At 45.3% G+C, this 19,439-nt stretch carries 25 protein-coding genes; 6 read left to right on the forward strand and 19 right to left on the reverse strand.

The window, feature by feature from the left end:
• Positions 1-46 precede the first annotated feature (46 nt).
• From ndk to trmJ, 11 genes are all read right to left on the reverse strand, one after another.
• A complete protein-coding gene (ndk, locus tag DVO77_RS16620; protein WP_110458879.1) occupies positions 47-478 on the reverse strand; it encodes a nucleoside-diphosphate kinase in 432 nt (143 codons plus the stop codon).
• Positions 479-700: 222 nt separating this feature from the next.
• Positions 701-901 carry a Fe-S cluster assembly protein IscX gene (gene iscX / locus DVO77_RS16625; protein WP_110458980.1) on the reverse strand — a complete coding sequence of 67 codons (201 nt, stop codon included), beginning with the start codon at positions 899-901 and terminating at the stop codon, positions 701-703.
• Between the two features lie 267 nt (positions 902-1,168).
• Positions 1,169-1,504: an ISC system 2Fe-2S type ferredoxin gene (gene fdx, locus DVO77_RS16630; protein ID WP_110458878.1), complete on the reverse strand. Its 336-nt coding sequence runs from the start codon at positions 1,502-1,504 to the stop codon at positions 1,169-1,171.
• An 8-nt stretch (positions 1,505-1,512) separates the two neighbouring features.
• On the reverse strand, positions 1,513-3,375 hold the full coding sequence (gene hscA, locus DVO77_RS16635) for a Fe-S protein assembly chaperone HscA (protein ID WP_119979087.1): 1,863 nt from the start codon (positions 3,373-3,375) through the stop codon (positions 1,513-1,515).
• A gap of 63 nt (positions 3,376-3,438) precedes the next feature.
• Positions 3,439-3,960, reverse strand: coding sequence for a co-chaperone HscB (gene hscB, locus DVO77_RS16640; protein WP_110458876.1), 522 nt, complete (start codon positions 3,958-3,960; stop codon positions 3,439-3,441).
• A gap of 16 nt (positions 3,961-3,976) precedes the next feature.
• Positions 3,977-4,300: an iron-sulfur cluster assembly protein IscA gene (gene iscA, locus DVO77_RS16645; RefSeq protein ID WP_110458875.1), complete on the reverse strand. Its 324-nt coding sequence runs from the start codon at positions 4,298-4,300 to the stop codon at positions 3,977-3,979.
• Between the two features lie 14 nt (positions 4,301-4,314).
• Positions 4,315-4,698: a Fe-S cluster assembly scaffold IscU gene (gene iscU / locus DVO77_RS16650; protein WP_110458874.1), complete on the reverse strand. Its 384-nt coding sequence runs from the start codon at positions 4,696-4,698 to the stop codon at positions 4,315-4,317.
• A gap of 38 nt (positions 4,699-4,736) precedes the next feature.
• Complete coding sequence (locus tag DVO77_RS16655) at positions 4,737-5,951, reverse strand: IscS subfamily cysteine desulfurase (protein ID WP_110458873.1); 1,215 nt, start codon at positions 5,949-5,951, stop codon at positions 4,737-4,739.
• A gap of 81 nt (positions 5,952-6,032) precedes the next feature.
• Positions 6,033-6,494 carry a Fe-S cluster assembly transcriptional regulator IscR gene (iscR, locus tag DVO77_RS16660; RefSeq protein WP_110458872.1) on the reverse strand — a complete coding sequence of 154 codons (462 nt, stop codon included), beginning with the start codon at positions 6,492-6,494 and terminating at the stop codon, positions 6,033-6,035.
• A 195-nt stretch (positions 6,495-6,689) separates the two neighbouring features.
• A complete protein-coding gene (gene cysE / locus DVO77_RS16665; RefSeq protein ID WP_110458871.1) occupies positions 6,690-7,511 on the reverse strand; it encodes a serine O-acetyltransferase in 822 nt (273 codons plus the stop codon).
• 4 nt (positions 7,512-7,515) lie between these two features.
• Entirely contained in the window at positions 7,516-8,283 is a 768-nt protein-coding gene (trmJ, locus tag DVO77_RS16670; protein ID WP_110458870.1) for a tRNA (cytosine(32)/uridine(32)-2'-O)-methyltransferase TrmJ, read from the reverse strand.
• A gap of 155 nt (positions 8,284-8,438) precedes the next feature.
• On the opposite strand from trmJ, the gene suhB reads away from it, so the two are divergent.
• The 5 genes from suhB to DVO77_RS16695 all read left to right on the forward strand — a co-directional run bounded on the left by suhB (position 8,439) and on the right by DVO77_RS16695 (position 11,590).
• Positions 8,439-9,242, forward strand: a complete 804-nt coding sequence (gene suhB / locus DVO77_RS16675; protein ID WP_119979088.1) for an inositol-1-monophosphatase — start codon at positions 8,439-8,441, stop codon at positions 9,240-9,242.
• A gap of 442 nt (positions 9,243-9,684) precedes the next feature.
• Entirely contained in the window at positions 9,685-10,089 is a 405-nt protein-coding gene (locus tag DVO77_RS16680; RefSeq protein WP_119979089.1) for a phosphate-starvation-inducible protein PsiE, read from the forward strand.
• 119 nt (positions 10,090-10,208) lie between these two features.
• The gene (locus DVO77_RS16685) at positions 10,209-10,508 is read left to right on the forward strand and encodes a PilZ domain-containing protein (RefSeq protein WP_119979090.1); all 300 of its coding nucleotides are present in this window, start codon (positions 10,209-10,211) and stop codon (positions 10,506-10,508) included.
• A gap of 82 nt (positions 10,509-10,590) precedes the next feature.
• Positions 10,591-11,259, forward strand: coding sequence for an AAA family ATPase (locus DVO77_RS16690; protein WP_119979091.1), 669 nt, complete (start codon positions 10,591-10,593; stop codon positions 11,257-11,259).
• Positions 11,246-11,590 (forward strand): replication protein RepA, encoded by a 345-nt coding sequence (locus DVO77_RS16695; RefSeq protein ID WP_110458865.1) that lies wholly within the window; start codon positions 11,246-11,248, stop codon positions 11,588-11,590. The genes DVO77_RS16690 and DVO77_RS16695 overlap by 14 nt, the downstream gene beginning before the upstream one ends.
• A gap of 63 nt (positions 11,591-11,653) precedes the next feature.
• Here DVO77_RS16695 and DVO77_RS16700 read toward each other — a convergent pair whose 3' ends face one another.
• Positions 11,654-11,896 carry a YecH family metal-binding protein gene (locus tag DVO77_RS16700; protein ID WP_110458864.1) on the reverse strand — a complete coding sequence of 81 codons (243 nt, stop codon included), beginning with the start codon at positions 11,894-11,896 and terminating at the stop codon, positions 11,654-11,656.
• A gap of 213 nt (positions 11,897-12,109) precedes the next feature.
• On the opposite strand from DVO77_RS16700, the gene DVO77_RS16705 reads away from it, so the two are divergent.
• Entirely contained in the window at positions 12,110-12,580 is a 471-nt protein-coding gene (locus DVO77_RS16705; protein WP_162924208.1) for a hypothetical protein, read from the forward strand.
• A 7-nt stretch (positions 12,581-12,587) separates the two neighbouring features.
• Here the strand turns inward: DVO77_RS16705 and DVO77_RS16710 are convergent, their stop codons facing one another.
• The 7 genes from DVO77_RS16710 to tgt all read right to left on the reverse strand — a co-directional run bounded on the left by DVO77_RS16710 (position 12,588) and on the right by tgt (position 19,300).
• Positions 12,588-13,127, reverse strand: coding sequence for a YaeQ family protein (locus tag DVO77_RS16710; RefSeq protein WP_110458862.1), 540 nt, complete (start codon positions 13,125-13,127; stop codon positions 12,588-12,590).
• Positions 13,128-13,216: 89 nt separating this feature from the next.
• Positions 13,217-14,128 carry a precorrin-2 dehydrogenase/sirohydrochlorin ferrochelatase family protein gene (locus DVO77_RS16715; RefSeq protein ID WP_119979093.1) on the reverse strand — a complete coding sequence of 304 codons (912 nt, stop codon included), beginning with the start codon at positions 14,126-14,128 and terminating at the stop codon, positions 13,217-13,219.
• 281 nt (positions 14,129-14,409) lie between these two features.
• Positions 14,410-14,727, reverse strand: a complete 318-nt coding sequence (locus tag DVO77_RS16720; RefSeq protein ID WP_110458860.1) for a putative signal transducing protein — start codon at positions 14,725-14,727, stop codon at positions 14,410-14,412.
• A gap of 235 nt (positions 14,728-14,962) precedes the next feature.
• Positions 14,963-15,910, reverse strand: coding sequence for a protein translocase subunit SecF (gene secF / locus DVO77_RS16725; RefSeq protein WP_110458859.1), 948 nt, complete (start codon positions 15,908-15,910; stop codon positions 14,963-14,965).
• A gap of 13 nt (positions 15,911-15,923) precedes the next feature.
• Entirely contained in the window at positions 15,924-17,774 is a 1,851-nt protein-coding gene (gene secD, locus DVO77_RS16730) for a protein translocase subunit SecD (protein WP_110458858.1), read from the reverse strand.
• 40 nt (positions 17,775-17,814) lie between these two features.
• A complete protein-coding gene (gene yajC, locus DVO77_RS16735; RefSeq protein ID WP_110458857.1) occupies positions 17,815-18,147 on the reverse strand; it encodes a preprotein translocase subunit YajC in 333 nt (110 codons plus the stop codon).
• A gap of 28 nt (positions 18,148-18,175) precedes the next feature.
• Positions 18,176-19,300, reverse strand: coding sequence for a tRNA guanosine(34) transglycosylase Tgt (tgt, locus tag DVO77_RS16740; protein WP_110458856.1), 1,125 nt, complete (start codon positions 19,298-19,300; stop codon positions 18,176-18,178).
• Positions 19,301-19,439 lie beyond the last annotated feature (139 nt).

Here is a 19,439-nt window from a genome sequence, read left to right on the forward strand (position 1 = left end):
AAGGAGCCATTTAGGCTCCTTGTTTGCAATATGCAACACACTCAAATTAACGAGTACGTGGACAAAGTTCTTCAGTGCTGAAGAAGTATGCAATTTCACGCTCAGCAGATGCTACTGAATCTGAACCGTGAGCCGCATTCTCGTCAATGCTTTCAGCGAAATCAGCGCGGATAGTACCAGGCGCAGCTTCTGCTGGGTTGGTCGCACCTAAGATTTCACGGTGAGCTAGCACTGCGTTTTCGCCTTCTAGTACTTGTACTACGATTGGACCAGAAGTCATGAATTCAACTAGCGCACCAAAGAAAGGACGCTCGCTGTGCTCAGCGTAAAAGCCTTCAGCTTGTTCTTTGCTTAGGTGAACCATTTTAGAAGCGATGATTTTAAGGCCAGCTGTTTCAAAACGGTTATAGATAGCGCCGATGTGGTTTTTAGCAACTGCATCAGGCTTAATGATAGAAAAAGTACGTTCGATAGCCATGTCTAGCTTCCTTTAATAAACAGGTTTAAAAAAATTCGCGCGGATTATACGAAATTAATCGACAAAAACCTACCTTTAAATAACAAGATTATTCAAGCAATAAGCTAATTACGGCTACATAGCACCTCTATTAATACGAGATGACCCTAATCAGCAATTTCATTGGAAAAGGCAGCCCTAAGCTCTAGCAGCAAGACGCTATAAATAACAGAAAACACCTGCTTAATCGTATTCGTTAATCCAGCAGCGCTGTATTGCTTCTAAAATACGTTCATTACAATGGGCTGGGTCATCGTCGAAATCATCAAGTTCTAGTACCCATTGGCGTAAATCGGTAAACCTAATCTGTTGCGGGTCGACATCTGGATGCGCTTCTAAAAGCGATAAGGCGATGTCGAGAGAGTCTATCCACTGCATAAATATGCTCCTGTAAAACGATAATGTTAGAAGCATAGTCGCTATCTTATCCCAAGCCCATTAAAAATCTGGCCTTTGAGCTTTGAGCTTTGAGTAAGTTAATCCCTCAGTTGAAAGCGCTATTGATGCCTGTCATATCGACATCACCATGTATTTTATCAAAGTTCACCTCAAGCCGACCACATGAAGAATAAATAGCATCAGAGAACATAAAAAAGCCAGTCAAAAGACTGGCTTTACATAAACTAGCTGACGAGTCGGTAGTAAACGTAACTAACCTTCGCTGACCATATTAATGGTGTACTTAGGAATATCCACCACAAGATCGCAGTCAGGCACGCGAGACTGGCAAGAGAGGCGGCTCTCTGGTTCAAGCCCCCAAGCTTTATCTAACATGTCATCTTCAAGCTCATCGCTTTCTTCAAGTTGATCAAAACCTTCACGGATGATCACGTGACAAGTTGTGCACGCACAAGACTTTTCACACGCATGTTCAATATGAATACCGTTACGTAATGCAACGTCTAATACGGTTTCACCTTGTTGTGCTTCGACAACCGCCCCATCAGGACATAACTCTTCGTGGGGTAAAAAAACTATTTGCGGCATACTCTTACCTATATATTGTCAACCGACTGGCCCTTAAGTGCCAATCGAATAGAATTATCCATACGTTTTGCTGCGAAAGTTTGACTTGCATTATCTAATGCTTCAATCGCTTTTTCGATAGCATCTGCATCGCCCTGCGCCGCAGTTTGTACCAAATGAGCCATACCTTGCTCGATGGCATTGGCTTCTTCAGCGGATAACAGATCACTGTCTTTGGCCAGTGCTGCCGAAAGTGATTCTAACACCCGCGCGGCTTCAACTTGTTGTTCTGCCGCCATACGACGTTCTATATCTTCTTTCGCATGGGCCATTGAATCTTTGAGCATCGAACCAATTTCTTCATCGGTCAACCCGAATGAAGGTTTGACTTGAATCGTTACTTGCACCCCTGATGACTTTTCCATTGCAGTAACACTGAGTAACCCGTCGGCATCCACTTGAAAAGTAACCCGAATGTGCGCTGCACCAGCAGCCATTGGCGGTATACCTTTTAAGGTAAAGCGCGCAAGCGAGCGGCAATCGGCCACTAATTCACGTTCGCCCTGCACGACATGAAATGCCATCGCGGTTTGGCCATCTTTAAAGGTGGTAAACTCTTGTGCCCTGGCCACTGGAATGGTGGTATTACGTGAAACGACCTTTTCAACCAATCCGCCCATGGTTTCGATACCCAGCGACAGGGGTAATACATCAAGCAATAATAGATCGGAGTCAGGTTTATTACCCACCAAAATATCGGCTTGTATCGCGGCACCAATGGCAACGACGCGATCAGGATCGATAGAGGTTAAAGGCGGACGACCAAAAAACTCGGCCACACGTTGACGCACTAGCGGGACACGTGTCGAGCCACCGACCATGACGGTTTCAAGCACTTCATCGGCTTTGATGCCCGCATCGCGCAAAGCTCGGCGGCAACTGGCGATGGTCTTTTTAACGAACGGCTCAATGAGTGTATCAAACTGTGCTTTAGTCACTGTTTGTTGTAACTGACGTCCATCAGCAAGTTGTAAATGCGCGAGCGTACTATCGTCTTCTGTCAACGCCTCTTTGACGCGACGGCTTTCAATTAATAGTGCACGACGCTCTTGCGCCGTCAGGCTGCTTAATTGCCAATGCTCTTGCAGATGTTGCGCTAATGCGTGGTCGAAATCGTCGCCACCCAGCGCAGAGTCACCACCTGTCGCCATCACTTCAAACACGCCTTTATTGAGGCGTAAAATCGAGATATCGAAGGTGCCACCACCTAAATCATAAATGGCAATCATCCCCTCTTGGCCAGAATCTAAGCCATAGGCGATCGCCGCTGCAGTTGGCTCATTAAGTAGACGTAGTACTTTTACACCAAGCAGACCGGCAGCATCTTTAGTGCCTTGACGCTGTGCATCATCGAAATATGCTGGCACAGTGATCACCACACCCTCAAGCGTTCCACCTAAGGTTTTTTCGGCACGTTCAACTAATGGCCTTAAAATTTCTGCTGAAATTTGAATCGGATTATGCTGTCCACCGGCGGTATTAAATAATGGTAGACCATTGGTACTGGCAGAAAATTGATAAGGTAACGATTGGTCTTGCGCTTGAATATCATCCAAGCTCCGTCCCATGAAACGCTTAACGGAGACAACCGTATTGAGCGGGTCTTGGGCTGAGTATCGCTCGGCTTCAACACCGACTTGCACACCCTCTTGAGTAAAACGCACCACAGAGGCCAGTGCATGACGCCCGGTTTCATCGGCAAGCGTGTCTGCTACGCCGCTTCGAACCGCGGCGACTAAAGAATTGGTGGTGCCTAGATCGATCCCCACAGCTAGCCTATGTTGATGAGGAGCTGCGCTTTGTCCGGGTTCAGCTATCTGCAAAAGTGCCATATCTATCCAACTTAAAAAAATAAAGGCTCAATAGATATTGAGCCAATCAACAATTATTCGCCTCTAAAAAAGCGCATCTTCGGCTCTAGCGAGTTCATCTTGCAATTTCGCCATGAACTTGAGTTTGCGGATCAGATCGGCCGCGTCCAGCAAGGCTTGTTGATCATCACTACCGACCAGCTGACTCATTTGCGCCGTGATCTGCTCTCGATAGTCGGCAAACGAGTGATGTAATTGATCAATCAACTTATCGGGATCATCACAATGCTTGATCGCTTCGAGTGATTCACGCCATTCCATCTGCTGCATTAAAAACTGCGTGTCTTTAACCGTGGTGGACTCGTGGCTCAGATCGATCCCTTTTAAGCTCAGCATATGTTCGGCACGCAAAATAGGATGCTTTAACGTGTTATACCCATCGTTTACCTGCGCAGTGCGCTGCACGGCTATGCGTTTATCTTGCTCACTGGCATTAGCAAACTTATCGGGATGCACTGTCCGCTGCAGATCGCGGTAGCGTTCTGCAAGCAAGGCAGTGTCGAGGTCATATACAGGCGATAAACTAAACAACTCAAAGTAGTTCATGTATTAGATTCGGTAGTTAGACTGTGAAGCTTTCGCCGCAGCCACACTCCCCTTTTGCGTTAGGGTTATTAAACTGAAATCCTTCATTGAGTCCTTCTTTAATGAAGTCTAACTCGATACCTTGAAGGTAGATAAAGCTTTTTGCATCGATGATAATTTTTACCCCATCGATATCAAAAACTTCATCATCGGCATTCAGATCATCAACAAACTCAAGTACGTAAGCCATACCTGAACATCCTGAGGTTTTAAGCCCCAAACGTAATCCAATACCTTTCCCGCGACTGGCCAAAAAGCTTTTCACCCTTTCGGCAGCCGCTGGAGTCATCGTTATTGCCATGTTAACTCCGAATATTACTTCTGATGCTTAGACTTGTAGTCTTCTAACGCCGCTTTAATCGCATCTTCTGCCAAAATTGAGCAGTGGATTTTAACAGGCGGTAATGCAAGCTCTTCAGCAATATCCGTATTTTTAATCGCTTGCGCTTGTTCAATAGTTTTACCTTTTACCCACTCGGTCACTAATGAACTTGACGCAATCGCACTGCCACAACCATAAGTTTTAAACTTTGCATCTTCGATAATACCGTTATCGTCAATTTTAAGTTGTAACTTCATCACGTCACCACAGGCAGGTGCACCGACCATACCGGTCACCACTGATGGGTCGTTTTTGTCGAATGAACCAACGTTACGCGGGTTCTCATAATGATCTATTACTTTTTCACTGTAAGCCATGATTCTGCTCCAATCGCTCTATTCGTTTATTAGCCAGATTAATGATGTGCCCATTCAACCTGAGACAGGTCAACGCCATCTTTAAACATCTCCCACAATGGAGACATCTCCCTTAGGTGACCAATAGACTTGTTAATGGTCTCTATCGCGTGGTCAATCTCTTCTTCTGTGGTGAAACGACCAATTGAGAAACGGATTGAGCTGTGCGCCATTTCATCGTTTAGTCCTAACGCTCGAAGCACATAACTTGGCTCCAAGCTTGCTGATGTACAGGCAGAACCTGACGAAACAGCCAAATCTTTCAGTGCCATCATCAATGACTCACCTTCAACAAAGTTAAAGCTGACGTTAAAGATGCCGCAGTACCCTTGTTCTACATCACCGTTAATATAGGTTTCTTCGATATGTTTGATACCATTCCACAATCTGTCACGTAAGCGACGAATGCGTGCGGTATCGGCTTCCATATCCGTTTTAGCTACGGCAGCCGCTTCACCCATACCGACAATTTGATGTGTTGCTAAGGTACCACTACGCATACCACGCTCATGTCCACCACCATGCATCATGGCTTCTAGACGGATACGGGGCTTACGACGGACATAAAGAACACCAATACCTTTGGGGCCGTACATTTTATGACCTGAAATCGCCATTAAATCGACTTTGGTTTTCTGTAAATCGATAGGCAATTTACCCGCGCTCTGCGCGGCATCAACGTGGAAAATCACCTTCTTTGCCCGGCACAGTTCGCCAATAGCGTCGATATCATGGATGACACCAAGTTCGTTATTGACGTGCATTAGACTGAGCAAAATAGTGTCTTCACGCATCGCTGCTTCAATTTTTTCAAGCGGGATTATACCGTTAGCGCCAGGCTCTAGGTAAGTCACTTCATACCCTTCACGCTCTAGCTGACGACAGGTATCGAGTACCGCTTTATGTTCAGTCTTACTGGTGATGATGTGCTTACCCTTTTTATGGTAAAAATGGGCTACACCTTTGATGGCTAAGTTGTCAGATTCTGTCGCGCCAGAGGTAAACACTATCTCACGCGGATCGGCATTAATTAACTCAGCAATCTGGTTACGAGCAATATCAACCGCTTCTTCGGCTTGCCAGCCATAGCGATGCGAACGTGATGCTGGGTTGCCAAAAATGCCATCCATCGTCAGGCATTGCATCATTTTTTCTGCAACACGAGGATCGACTGGCGTTGTTGCAGCATAATCTAAATAGATAGGAAGCTTCATCTCACACTCCGTACTTAGCGGGCCAAAACAGACCGCTTACCACGTACAAAAAATAAATATTAGTCAAATAACAAAGTTAACTTAAGCAGTTACTCTTTGTTCCTGTTGTATTTTGTCCTGTTTAATTGAGATAAATTGAACATCTCGCTTGTTCATCAATCCGGCAAGACTAATGCCATTTAAAAAATCTGAAATCTGTTTGCTTAAATCACCCCAAAGTGAATGGGTTAGACAGCGAGTTCCACTTTGGCAATTTCCCAAACCTTGGCAACGGGTGGCATCAACAGATTCATCCACAGCTCTGACGACCATACCGACCGATATTTCACCGGCGTCAAATCCCAAACGATAACCACCGCCAGGGCCTCTTACGCTCGAGACTAATCCATGTTTACGTAATTTAGCGAAGAGTTGCTCAAGATAGGATAGGGAAATTCCCTGACGTTCGGAGATGTCAGCTAACGGCACTGGGCCAGATGTAGAATGCATAGCAACGTCTAACATTGCCGTTACTGCATAGCGCCCTTTTGAAGTAAGTTTCATAGCTACCACTGCTCTCTAAAATGCTTAGGTCAATTCAACCATACTTGAGTAATTTAGTCAAGTATAAAACCTAGCAATTTAGTCAGGTATTAAAGATGATAACGAAACAGATAAAATACCCTGATTCATTAGTGGGGTATTTAACCTGTTTCGCTTGCAAGATTCAATGTCACGAGGCAATTAATCTGATTTTTCTTAAATTATGGGATCAAACTCATCAATCGCATGTTGGCGCTTTTCCGCAGCAGCTTGTTCTACATCACTAAACTCATCAACATCGAGTTCAGGCAGGCGCTCGGTGCAGACACTGCCTCCCATACTTTGCACGGCTTGGCACACCTCTTGTACTTTAGAGTCCATTAGGTGCATATGATCGAGCATCTGGCCGATAGCATTGGCAACTGGGTCTGGGTTATCAGGTGACACTGCATAAGCATCAAAGCCATACTTTTTGGCCATTTCGGTGCGGCGCTGGGCATGTTCTTTAGACTTTTCCGTCGGTTTAGCCACGACTCTTGCAGGGATCCCCACCACAGTCGTGTCTTTAGCCACTTCTTTGACCACCACAGAATTTGACCCCACGCGAGCACCATCGTGCATAGTGATAGGTCCCAGAATCTTGGCACCGGCACCAATCACCACATTGTCGCCCAAGGTCGGGTGACGCTTACCCGCTTGCCATGTTGTGCCCCCTAAGGTCACACCATGATAAAGGGTACAATCATTACCAATTTCAGCCGTTTCCCCTATCACAACGCCCATACCATGATCGATAAAAAACCGATCTCCTATGGTCGCGCCGGGATGGATCTCGACACCAGTTAACCAGCGAGAAAAAGTCGATATCGCTCGAGCCGTTAGGCGCCATTTGCGTTTCCATAATTTATGACTCAGGCGATGTATCCAAATTGCTTGCATACCTGGGTAGTTCATCAATATCTCTAAGGTGCTATTTGCCGCAGGGTCTCTGTGATAAATAGACTCGATATCATCTTTAATTCTGGATATGACGCCCATGGACTTAATCTTCCTTTTTAACTGCTGGGTCGTATTGCGCTTGTTGCGCGTTATCGGCCAAGGTCACTTTTTTATCAACAGAGGTTAAAATACCACGCAAGATATTCATCTCTTGGCTTTCAATTCTGGCACGACTAAACAGACGACGCAGTTTAGTCATCACCTGCCCTGGGTGCTGTTTAACAATAAAGCCTGTCGACAATAGGGTGTTTTCTAAATGATTAAAAAAGTTCTCTTGCTCTTTTGCTAAAGGGTATTCAACGGTTTCAACCACCTCAGGCGACTGATTAAGGAAAGCAACACGCGCTTCATAACAGATGATTTGCACCGCTTGCGCTAAGTTCAGTGAGGTGTATTCAGGATTGGCCGGAATCGCCACATGATAGTTACACTTTTGTAGCTCTTCGTTAGAGAGACCATTATTTTCACGACCAAATACAATAGCCACTGGCCCATTAACTGCCGAGGCCACCAGCTTTTCTCCAGCCTGACGCGGATCAAGCATTGGCCAATCAAGGGTGCGACTACGGGCACTTGTCGCAATGACTAAGCTGCAATCTGCAATCGCATCGGCAAGCGAATCTACCGTCACCGCATGCTTTAAGATATCTGATGCCCCAGCTGCCAGAGCAACAGAGTGGCCATCTGGCGCCACTTTAGGTTCGGCTAAATACAGGGTCGATAATCCCATGGTCTTCATCGCACGAGCGGTAGAGCCAATATTACCAGGATGGGAGGTTCCTACGAGAACTACACGAATATTGCTAAGCATGAAACTTTTAATTTCTATCTATAGAACAGTACCCTTGATGGTATCACAGCGAAGTCAGATCCCTTATATAAAAATCTCTATTTGATATAACCGTAAAATCTCGTATAATGTGCGCCGATTATTTATATCTGTTCTTTAACATCCAGGGGATTGTAATGCATCCGATGCAGACTATTGCTGTGCGCGCCGCTCGCGCTGCCGGCCAAACGATTATGCGCGCCTACACCGAACTTGACCGTGTAGAAATTAGCGCAAAAGGTATCAATGACTACGTAACAAACGTGGATAAAGAAGCAGAAGCAGCAATTACATATCAAATTCGCAAGTCATACCCAGACCACACTATCGTTGCCGAAGAAGGTGGCGAAAACAAGGGCGACAATAAAGACTATATGTGGATTGTTGATCCCTTGGATGGCACCAACAACTTTGTTAGGGGCATTCCTCATTTCTCGGTATCCATTGCCGTACAATACAAAGGCAAAACCGAAGTCGCTGTCGTTTACGATCCTGTTCGTGACGAGCTATTTACCGCTGTGCGTGGTAAAGGCGCAAAATTAAACGATTTTCGTTTGCGCGTAAGTAAAACTAACGACTTGAATGAAACAATTATTGCTACAGGTTTCCCGTTCAAAGCCAAACAACATTCTGAAACTTACATGAAGCTATTTGCTGAAACTTTCAGCATGTGTGCCGATTTGCGTCGTGCTGGCTCAGCGGCTCTCGATTTAGCCTATGTGGCTGCTGGCCGTATGGATGCGTTTTTTGAAATAGGTCTTAAACCATGGGATATCGCTGCTGGTGACCTTATCGTGCGCGAAGCCGGTGGTACCGTTACCGACTTTACTGGTAACCATGGGTATATGAGTTCAGGTAACATCATTGCCGGCACGCCTAAGGCGACTGGATTATTGGTTAAAAGTTTTCGTCCATTACTCAGTGAAGCACTGAAGCGTTGATCCTAAGGTCCCTTTACCTCGATAACGTGCGATAACGTAACAATTTAAAACCGCTCTTGATGAGCGGTTTTTTATATTTGTCCTTGTTCCCCTTCATGCTCTAATCTGCGAATGGCAATCCATCAATACCGCTGATTAACGCTATTACTCATATTCTTGAAGTATTACGAACATTACTGATAATTTGTATTGCACCGAAAATAGTAAGCCTTTACCGTTCAACCATATCCAAGACTGAAGCTACACGTCACTATTTTCAAAGCTAGTGTTCAAAGTTAAGCACTATTGAATCCCTTACCCGACAGACTCAACATAACATTGAGATTCAATCACACCTTATCTGGGACATTAATGCATCACTTTGTGAATAAAATCACAAACATCTGCTAGCGCAATACGTAATTGTTGATACCATCTATAAAAACACTAATGAGAGTTGTTTATGGGAAAGCTTTATATTCGCTATGGTTCAAAAAGCATCAAGGCTGTTGAGTACTTCGTCTTAATCATTATCGCCATTGCCACTATGGTGGCGATTGGACAAGAGGTCGTACACATCATAATCATGCGCAAAGTGGCGCTAGAAGATCTATTACTGCTGTTTATCTATCTCGAAGTATTAGCCATGGTGGCTAATTATGCTGAGTCAGGAAAACTGCCAGTACGAATGCCACTGTATATCGCCATTGTTGCACTCGCTCGATATCTGATTTTAGATATGAAGAGCATGGACGACTGGCGTATTTTTGCGATTGCCGTTTCAACATTAGTCCTCGCCGGCACTGTGATCGTCATTCGTTGGGGTCAACTTAAATTGCCCTATCCTCGTAATAGCGATGACTTATAATTACTTGCTTATCAAACCATAACGGCGCTTTTTCAGCGCCGTTTGTTTCACTATGGCTTCCCACCCAAATTGTGCTAGCTTTAACCCATTGGACTATCTCAACCTAGCAAGGAATATCAATGAACCTACAGCAAGAGCTTGATGAACGTCGTCAATCATTACGGGTAGACATGGAGTCGGAGCGAATTAAGATTGCTTGGACAGATGCCAGTGGCGAGACTAAATATGCTGATGCCTTGTGTGCCGACCTTTCTCGCCGGGGCATTCTCATCGAATATCACCTACCTTTTACCTTAGGCGAATTACTCGATATCACCTTCAACCACAATACCGACAAACAAAATACAATTAAGGCTCAAGTGTGCCGCTGCCAACAACAAAATAGCGAAAACTATCGCACCGCGTTGCAGATTATTTAGTCATTTCAGTGAGCTAATCTATACTAAAAAACACTTATGTAATGCTAAGTAATCCAACGCTCGACTTGATGGAGAGACACACATGATTTTGCTTGTAGGCGGTGAAAAAGGAGGCGCTGGAAAAAGCTGTATGGCGCAAAATATTGCTGTTCATATCACTCAAAAACATAACGCGAATGTGTTAATGGTAGATTGTGACCCACAGCGCACCACTTCAGATTGGATCCAAGCTCGTAATGAAGATCCCAACCTCCCAACCATCAACTGCATTCAGCTATACGGTAAAATCCGTAACGATTTACTCGGGCTCGATCAACGCTTTGATTATGTGATTGTTGATTGTGGCGGCCAAGACAACCTCGCCATGCGTGCTGCCATGTCGGTAGCCACCTATGTGCTATTACCACTGCGGCCTAAACGCCGCGATCTCAAAACCCTACCCCACATGGAAGATATGCTCAGTACCTGTAAGATGGTCAATCCCAAAATGGTCGCTGCAGTAGTTATAACTCAATGTCCATCATTGCCTAATCAGTATAAGCGCATCTTAGAAGCCAAAGAGGTGGTCGAATCCTTTGGGCTAAGGGCATTAAATGCAGTCACTTTCAGCCGCAATATCTATGACGATAGCGAAGAGCAAGGCTCATCGGTACTTGAAATTGAGCCCGACGGTAAAGCCGCCATCGAAATACGTGCTATTTGCGATGAACTACTCGCCATACCACCTGAAAATTCTTATGAGCTTAACTGATCTTAAGCGGCGTAAGCCTAAGCCGCGCAAGGAACTCTCGCTCGAAGAGTTTATCGAAGATGCCAATAACTATGCATTTGGCCAACCCAGCCTATCTCAACGCACGAAGAAGAAACACAAAGCCAAGCAAACGGTTAGCCTTAAAAAGCAATCTAGTAAAATTTTTCGCCACGCCACCTTCACCCTTACCGAAAACAGTATCGCACAGCTCAATCAACTGGCCAGTGACGCAAAAATTGCCAAGTCCCGACTTATCCGGTTGATGATAAAAGATTTTGCCGACAAGTCACCACAAGCCATACAACAACTTATTGATGAAAGCCAAGACTAACTCGATAGACGTAAGTGATGTGGTAGGACAGCGTATACTGACGCCGCCCTATCGCTGCAATGGCTAATGATGACAAATCTTATCGGCAGCGGTCTCAATCCCCATTGATGACTCAGTAAACTTACCTTTACGCTCTAAAAAAGCAATCAGTTGCTCAGCCGACATCTCTGTTGCCGAACACGTATGATATGTGGCCTGTTCACCAAAATGAGTCGCCATTAATTTAATAAGTTCTGTTTTCGATATAGCGCCGCCTAATGACAGCATGAGTTGCATCACTTGATGACCATGAATTGAGTCTGACATCTTAACCTCAAAAAAGATTTAATTAATACGCATGTTATAACTTATAATTGATAGTAAAACCATGCGCTATAGCGCAAAGTGAACTGTTGTGCTCTCTTAAGAGCTAGTGCTATGCTCCTCAAGAGTCCCTTTCAAGCACTCTGCCAAAGGCTTGGCCCATGCCATAATAGGAACACTTCTTTTTTATGTCGCTCATTTTATGTCGCTCATTTTATGGCTAACTTAACAGATGTGTTTATTTCTGCACCTACAGGCTTACTTAGCAAGTTAACGGGCTTTAATATTAGCATCTTCTTAAGAATTATTGCTGTTCATGTCGGTAGGATTAACCATGGCGCTAATCGTGCCGAGCGCACATTCACTATTACTTGGCTTTGCAGCAAGCGATTTTTCAACTTTAATGCCAATGATATGCCACTGTTGCCTGTCCTGTGGATGAGCACAGTGGTATTAAGCTTCCAGCTCAACTCGACGTCCTTAGACGCTGGCCTAGCGATGACGCTATCAACGATTACCGGTGTGGTGTCAACTCTAGTTATCACCGCACTTATCATGTTGAAAAAAGTAAATTTAAGGATGAAGATGGAACGTCTATGGCTGAAACTACCTAATCATGGACCAGTCACCTTGCAAAACGGTAAAAAGCCAGTCTTGAGACTGGCTTTTTTAGCTCTCAACATATAAGTAAGTACTACTCTTTTAGCACCTCGGGAACGATCTGCACACTGCCAAGATCATTAGACATCCAAATTTCGCCTTCGCTAATGTTAAATTGCACTATCATGCTGCGACTTACCAGCTCCCCCATGGCTTTTACCGCTTCTTCGGGGATATTCCACACTTTCAAATTCTGATAACGTGCAAACGCTTGTTGATTTTGTTGCCACCATATCGGTACGCTGCGTCCACCGTAAGCAAATAACTGCACCTGTTTTGAACGGCCACAGGCTTTTCGAACCCATTTTTCATCACTTTGACCAAACTCAACCCAGAGTTCTATTTCGTCGCTTAATGATTTTTGCCATAACTCTGGCTCATCTTCAACACATAAACCTTTGCTAAACTGCAAGCTATCGCTGGCATTAAGGGCAAATGCCAGTAGGCGCAACATCATGCGAGCATCGGTTTCTGATGGATGCTGTGCGAGGGTAAGGTTATGATCATGGTAATATCCACGATCCATATCGGCTATCTGTAGGTGGGCTTTGTAAACCGTTGCTTTAGGGGCCATATTAATCAAAATTGTGAATGATATGGCTAGTTTACCTTAATTACGCCAAGCAACACACAGTCGGTACTGTGGAAATGCGTACAATTGCGCTATAGCGACCCACCGCGTAACCACTTCGCCATGGGAAAATGAGCCACCAGCCTTGAAATCGTCGCCACCTGCGCATACAGCAACACTCGCTCACCTTTTGCATACTGGGCATTGATAACGCTCAGAGAAGGTATACTCGCTCGCGACGCATCACGGCGGACTAATTCAACTAAATCGCTAGGCAGCGCAATATCGCTACAAAGTGTGTCTATTCGCTGTAATAAGGGCATGGCTGCAATCGGTAGCAGCTCAACTTTGGTTTGATCGTCAATCAATAAAATCTCCCCCTCACTCGATAGCTGCCTAAACGCATTTTCATAGCGCCTAGGCGTATCAGCATCAAACTTATCGCCGTTACTAATAAAAAACTGCTCCCAAAATAGCTTACGCAGCCTAAAGTCAGGCAAACGTTGCTGCACCTCGACTCGCCTCTCGGCAATAAAATCAAACAGTTCACTGAGTGAATTAGGCAACCAATTTTCTAAACGTGAACGTAGCTCGCGCGCAAATACTGGGGCAGCACCCGCTGTGCTTATGGCCACCTGAAGGCGACCTCTGTCAACAATCGATGGCGTAATAAAACGGCACAAATCAGGTGAATCAACCACATTGACCCAGATCCCCTGCGCGGTCGCGTGTCGTGCCATATCACGGTTAAATATATCATCGCCCGTCGCTAGGTATACAAGATCGACATTTGCGATGTCATCAATGTTGGCCGCTCGCTGGTGCAGCCTGATCCGACCTTGTCTGGCATAAGAGCGCACCTCATCACAAATGTCGGGGGCAATCACCTCAATTTCGGCCAAGGTTCGACTCAGCAGATCCAATTTGCGACTGGCCACTTCACCGGCACCAATAATTAAAACCCGTAGGGATTGAGTATCAACAAATAGAGGAAAATACTGCATAAGGAGGCGCTCTCTTTAGCTAAAGCCGAGGACAAAATAGTAAGCAAATAATAGCATTAGCACACAAACAAGGCGACTGGCACGGTAGACTCACATCCACTAAAGCTGAGTCTTTTTTATCATATGACATACTTAGAATAATCATATGACATACGTAGAGGTGAGGTTATATGCTGAGACGATGACGTAAGAGACGCTCGATAAACATAACAACTAGCGGGTAAAAATAGATTAAGCTAATTAAACTGACTCATCAAACCTGTAATCGCTTAATCACAGCATTAACTGAGCCGTTCGCTACGTTCGGCACTACAGTGCCAACACAGTTCAAAACTGCCTTCATTCATCTCATGGCACTTAAGGCACTGCCATTGCGGACTATCAGTATTTAAGGTTTCAAGCTGCGCTCTTGCCGCCTCATATTGAGATTCGCTGACCCAAAGTTCAACATCTTGCAGATCGGCAGGCAGCTCTCCTACCCCACCTAGCAGTGCTTCACCACGCAGTTCAACCTCAATACCGCAAGCTTCAAGCATCCCTTTCCAGCTATGGGCTTGTAACAAGTTGCCGCCGGCGACTAATCTAGTACGATCTTCCATGTGTATTCTCCTACTGCAACAATTCAGACTGCGAACGGTTAGGCCTATCAAATAGCCGCCAACATCCTAGCGTCAATAGGGGTTGTTTGTCGAGGATAAATACGATCAAAAAATCAACATTTTAATGTAAAAAAAGCCACAACATGTGGCTTTTTGACTTAAACATCATGATTAGTGACATTCAACTGTAGTAAGCAGGACGATAAATGACGTTATCGCCCATGCTTATCTTTGTTTAAGGCATTAACGCATCTTGATCAGCGCCTTCTTTTTCAATCTCAACAGGCATCATGTGCTCGCGGTTGATCCCCAATTTCACAGCGAGGAAACTCGCTACGTAAATCGATGAGAAAGTACCCACAAAAATCCCCATCAGCAAGGCTGTCGCAAAACCATGGATCATGGTGCCGCCCTTAAGAAATAGCGCCACAACAACCACCAAGGTGGTACCTGTGGTAATAATGGTACGGCTCATGGTTTGAGTGATTGAGGTATTGACAATATCTTCAGGGGTGCCTTTACGCATCTTGAGGAAATTCTCACGAATACGGTCAAATACCACGATAGTGTCGTTAAGTGAATAACCGACAACTGTGAGTAAACCCGCCAGCACGGTTAAGTCGAATTCCAGTTGGAAGAACGAAAATACCCCTAAGGTCACAATCACATCGTGAGCCAGTGCGGCCACCGACCCCATGGCTAAACGCCACTCAAAGCGGAAAGAGACATAGATGAGGATACAGATCAACGCAACAAGTACCGCCAAACCGCCTTGCTCAGCAAGTTCCTTACCCACTTGCGGACCAACAAACTCGACACGCTTTTGCACCACACTAGGATCGATAGCACTCGCGGCTTCCATCACGTGTTCCACTTGCGTATCACTCTTGATATCCGCTCTCACCGGTAAACGCACCAACACATCGCGGCTCGAACCAAAGTTCTGCACCACGGCGCCATCGGTCGCATCTGACGTCAACACACTGCGTAACTGGTTAAGATCAACCGGTTGAGAAAACTCCATCTCAACCACTGTACCACCAGTAAAATCTAACCCCCAGTTAATGCCTTTAAACGTTAACGAGGCCAATGAACCTACCACTAAGATCAGTGACAAGATGCTGATCGGCAACGCATGGCGTAAGAAGTTGATCGTGCCTTTTATTGATAAAATCTGGAACATAGTCAACTTCCCCTTAAATAGACAGTTTCTTCACGCGCTTACCACCCCAAATCGCATTCACAATAGAGCGAGTGCCGACAATTGCGGTAAACATCGACGTGGCAATACCTATCATCAGTGTCACCGCGAAGCCTTTAACGGCACCGGTACCCACGGCAAATAGAATTAACGCTGTCATAAAGGTGGTGATGTTCGCATCGGCAATGGTTGAAAACGCATTACCATAGCCTTCGTGTATCGCTTGTTGCACACTGCGCCCCGCGCGAAGTTCTTCACGAATACGCTCATAAATCAGCACGTTACCATCAACCGCCATCCCCACAGTTAACACCATACCGGCAATACCAGGTAAGGTTAATACCGCGCCTGGGATCATCGACATAACGCCAACCACCATCACGAGGTTAGCGGTTAACGCAAGGTTGGCTATCAAGCCAAAGCCACGGTAATAGACCAGCATGAAGATAAGCACAACCGCCATACCCCATACCATTGCCTGAACACCGTTTTCGATGTTTTCAGCACCAAGGCTTGGACCAATCGTACGCTCTTCAACAATCGATACAGGAGCAATTAACGCACCAGCACGTAGCAGCAAGGCTAGGTTTTGCGCTTCAGCATGATCTAGGCCTGTGATGACGAAGTTACGCCCCAAACGCGCTTGAATGGTCGCCACTGAGATCACTTCCTCAATTTTGTCCATCTTTACGCTGCCGTCAGGGTTTTTCTCGCCGTTATCTTTATACTCAATGAACAAGGTCGCCATCGGCTTGCCGATGTTGTCTTTGGTCACATTTGAGAAGATAGTTCCACCTTTAGCATCGAGGTTAATCGACACTTGTGGACGGCTGTACTCATCAAAACTAGGTTGAGCACCTTGAATATGATCACCGGTTAGCATGACCGCTTTTTGCAGCACCACTTGACCGCCTTGGCGACGATTGTAGACTTGCGAACCTGCAGAGATACGCCCACTGGCAATCGCAGCCGCATCGGCTTTTTCGTCAACCATATGGAACTCAATTGACGCCGTTGCACCTAAAATATCTTTGGCACGTGCGGTATCTTGAACACCAGGCAATTCGACGATGATGCGTTCAGCCCCTTGGCGCTGAACCACAGGTTCTGCCACACCCAACTCGTTAACACGATTACGCAATGTAGTGATGTTTTGCTGCAGTGCTTCTTCCTTAATTTGCTTAAGGTAAGTTTCACTCATGTTCGCTAGTAACAAATAGTTGTCATTCGATGAGATATCGCTGAACACCATGTCGTTACTGCGCGTCTTAAGAAAACGTTCAGCTTTAGCAAGGCTATCGGCATCACGGAATTTAATCTCAATGCCTTTAGCGCTATTACGGATACCGGCATAACGAATTTTTTCGCTGCGAAGATCGGTTCTAAAATCGGCGATTTTAGCCTCGGTCATCTTACGAATCGCTTCGCTCATGTCCACTTCCATTAAGAAGTGCACACCACCACGTAAATCAAGACCTAGCTTCATTGGACTACCGCCCAGTGACTCTAACCACTTTGGCGTTGCCGGGGCTAAGTTGAGCGCGACAACATACTTATCACCGAGTGAGTCCGCAATGGCCTCTTTAGCGAGTAATTGTTGATCCGCATTAGCCACACGCACTAACAGTTGACCATTTTCCAGCTCAGAGCGCTTAACTTCGATGCCTTTTGTCGACAATAACTCATTGACTTGTGTCTGAGTCGATACGCTAACTTCGGCACCACGTGTCGCGACCACTTGCACTGCATGGTCTTCACCAAATAAATTTGGTATTGCGTAGAAAGCACCTATGGCGATGATGAACATCACCATTAGGTTTTTCCACATTGGGTATTTATTTAACACACCATCGCCCTCTTGGCTTAAAGTGACTTATTGTTACAACTTAAAGTGACTTAATTGACCCTTTAGGCAAAACAGCCGCAATGTAATCCTTTTTAATTGTGATTTCGCTGGTTTCATTGATGGTAAGTAACACATAATCATTGTCATCACTGATTTTCGCGATCTTACCTAAGATCCCACCGCTGGTTAACACTTCGTCACCTTTGCTTAATGAGCTCATTAGGTTCTTATGTTCTTTAACGCGCTTTGATTGTGGGCGGAAAATCATAAAGTAAAAAATCAAGCCAAAAATGACCAACATGAAAATCAGTTCCATGGTGCCACCACCTGCTGGTGCGCCTGCTGCGTTTGCATATGCATTTGAAATGAACATAGTTCTCTCTTCTTATTAGCTGTAAGTATTAATCGGATAACTTAGGAACTTCACGACCTTGACTGGTATAGAACTCCTCAACAAAGGCGTCTAATGTACCTGTCTCAATTGCGCCACGCAAACCTTCCATCAACATTTGGTAGTAACGTAAGTTGTGGATGGTATTTAAACGTGCTCCTAAAATTTCATTGCAACGATCTAAATGATACAGGTACGCCCGTGAGTAATTCTTACAGGTATAACAATCACATTTAGTATCAAGTGGTGAAGTGTCATCACGATGACGCGCATTGCGGATCTTGATAACGCCTTCACTGGTAAACAGATGACCATTGCGAGCATTGCGAGTTGGCATAACACAGTCAAACATATCTACGCCTCGACGTACGCCCTCAACTAAATCTTCTGGCTTACCGACCCCCATCAAGTAACGTGGCTTATCGGTTGGAATTTTAGGACACACATGCTCCAAAATACGGTGCATATCTTCCTTTGGCTCGCCAACCGCTAAACCACCGATGGCATAACCATCAAAACCAATGTTAACTAGCCCATCTAGACTTTCATCACGTAAATCTTCGTATACACCGCCTTGGATAATACCAAAGAGGGAATTGGGGTTTTCCAATCTATCGAACTCATCACGTGAACGCTGAGCCCAACGCAAAGACATCTGCATTGACTTACGCGCTTCATCTTCAGTTGCAGGATATGGCGTACATTCGTCAAAAATCATCACCACATCACTGCCAAGCGAATCTTGAATTTGCATCGACTTTTCAGGGTCGAGGAAAATCTTTTCACCATTGATTGGCGAACGGAAATGCACCCCCTCTTCGGTGATCTTACGAATATCACCCAAACTAAAGACTTGGAACCCGCCAGAATCGGTCAAAATTGGACGTTGCCAGTTCATAAAATCATGTAAGTCACCATGCTTGCGCATGATCTCTTCGCCTGGTCGTAACCAAAGGTGGAAGGTATTTCCCAGCAGAATATCGGCGCCAGTGGCACGCACTTCTTCTGGCGTCATCCCTTTCACAGTACCGTAGGTACCAACAGGCATAAACGCAGGTGTTTCGACAGTACCACGCTCGAAGACTAAACGACCGCGACGAGCTCGACCATCGGTTGTATCTAATTCAAATTTCATAATTAACCTCGCCAGAGAAACAGTCTGACACCAATATTGTGCCTATGGTTTTAGACACGAATGAACAATAGAGATAAGGGCAAACAATTGAGTATCAACCCTTAACCTGAAAAAACATAAAAAAATACCCACTCTAAAT

Origin of the sequence: Shewanella algidipiscicola, from assembly GCF_003605125.1 — a bacterium.
GTDB lineage: Bacteria > Pseudomonadota > Gammaproteobacteria > Enterobacterales > Shewanellaceae > Shewanella > Shewanella algidipiscicola.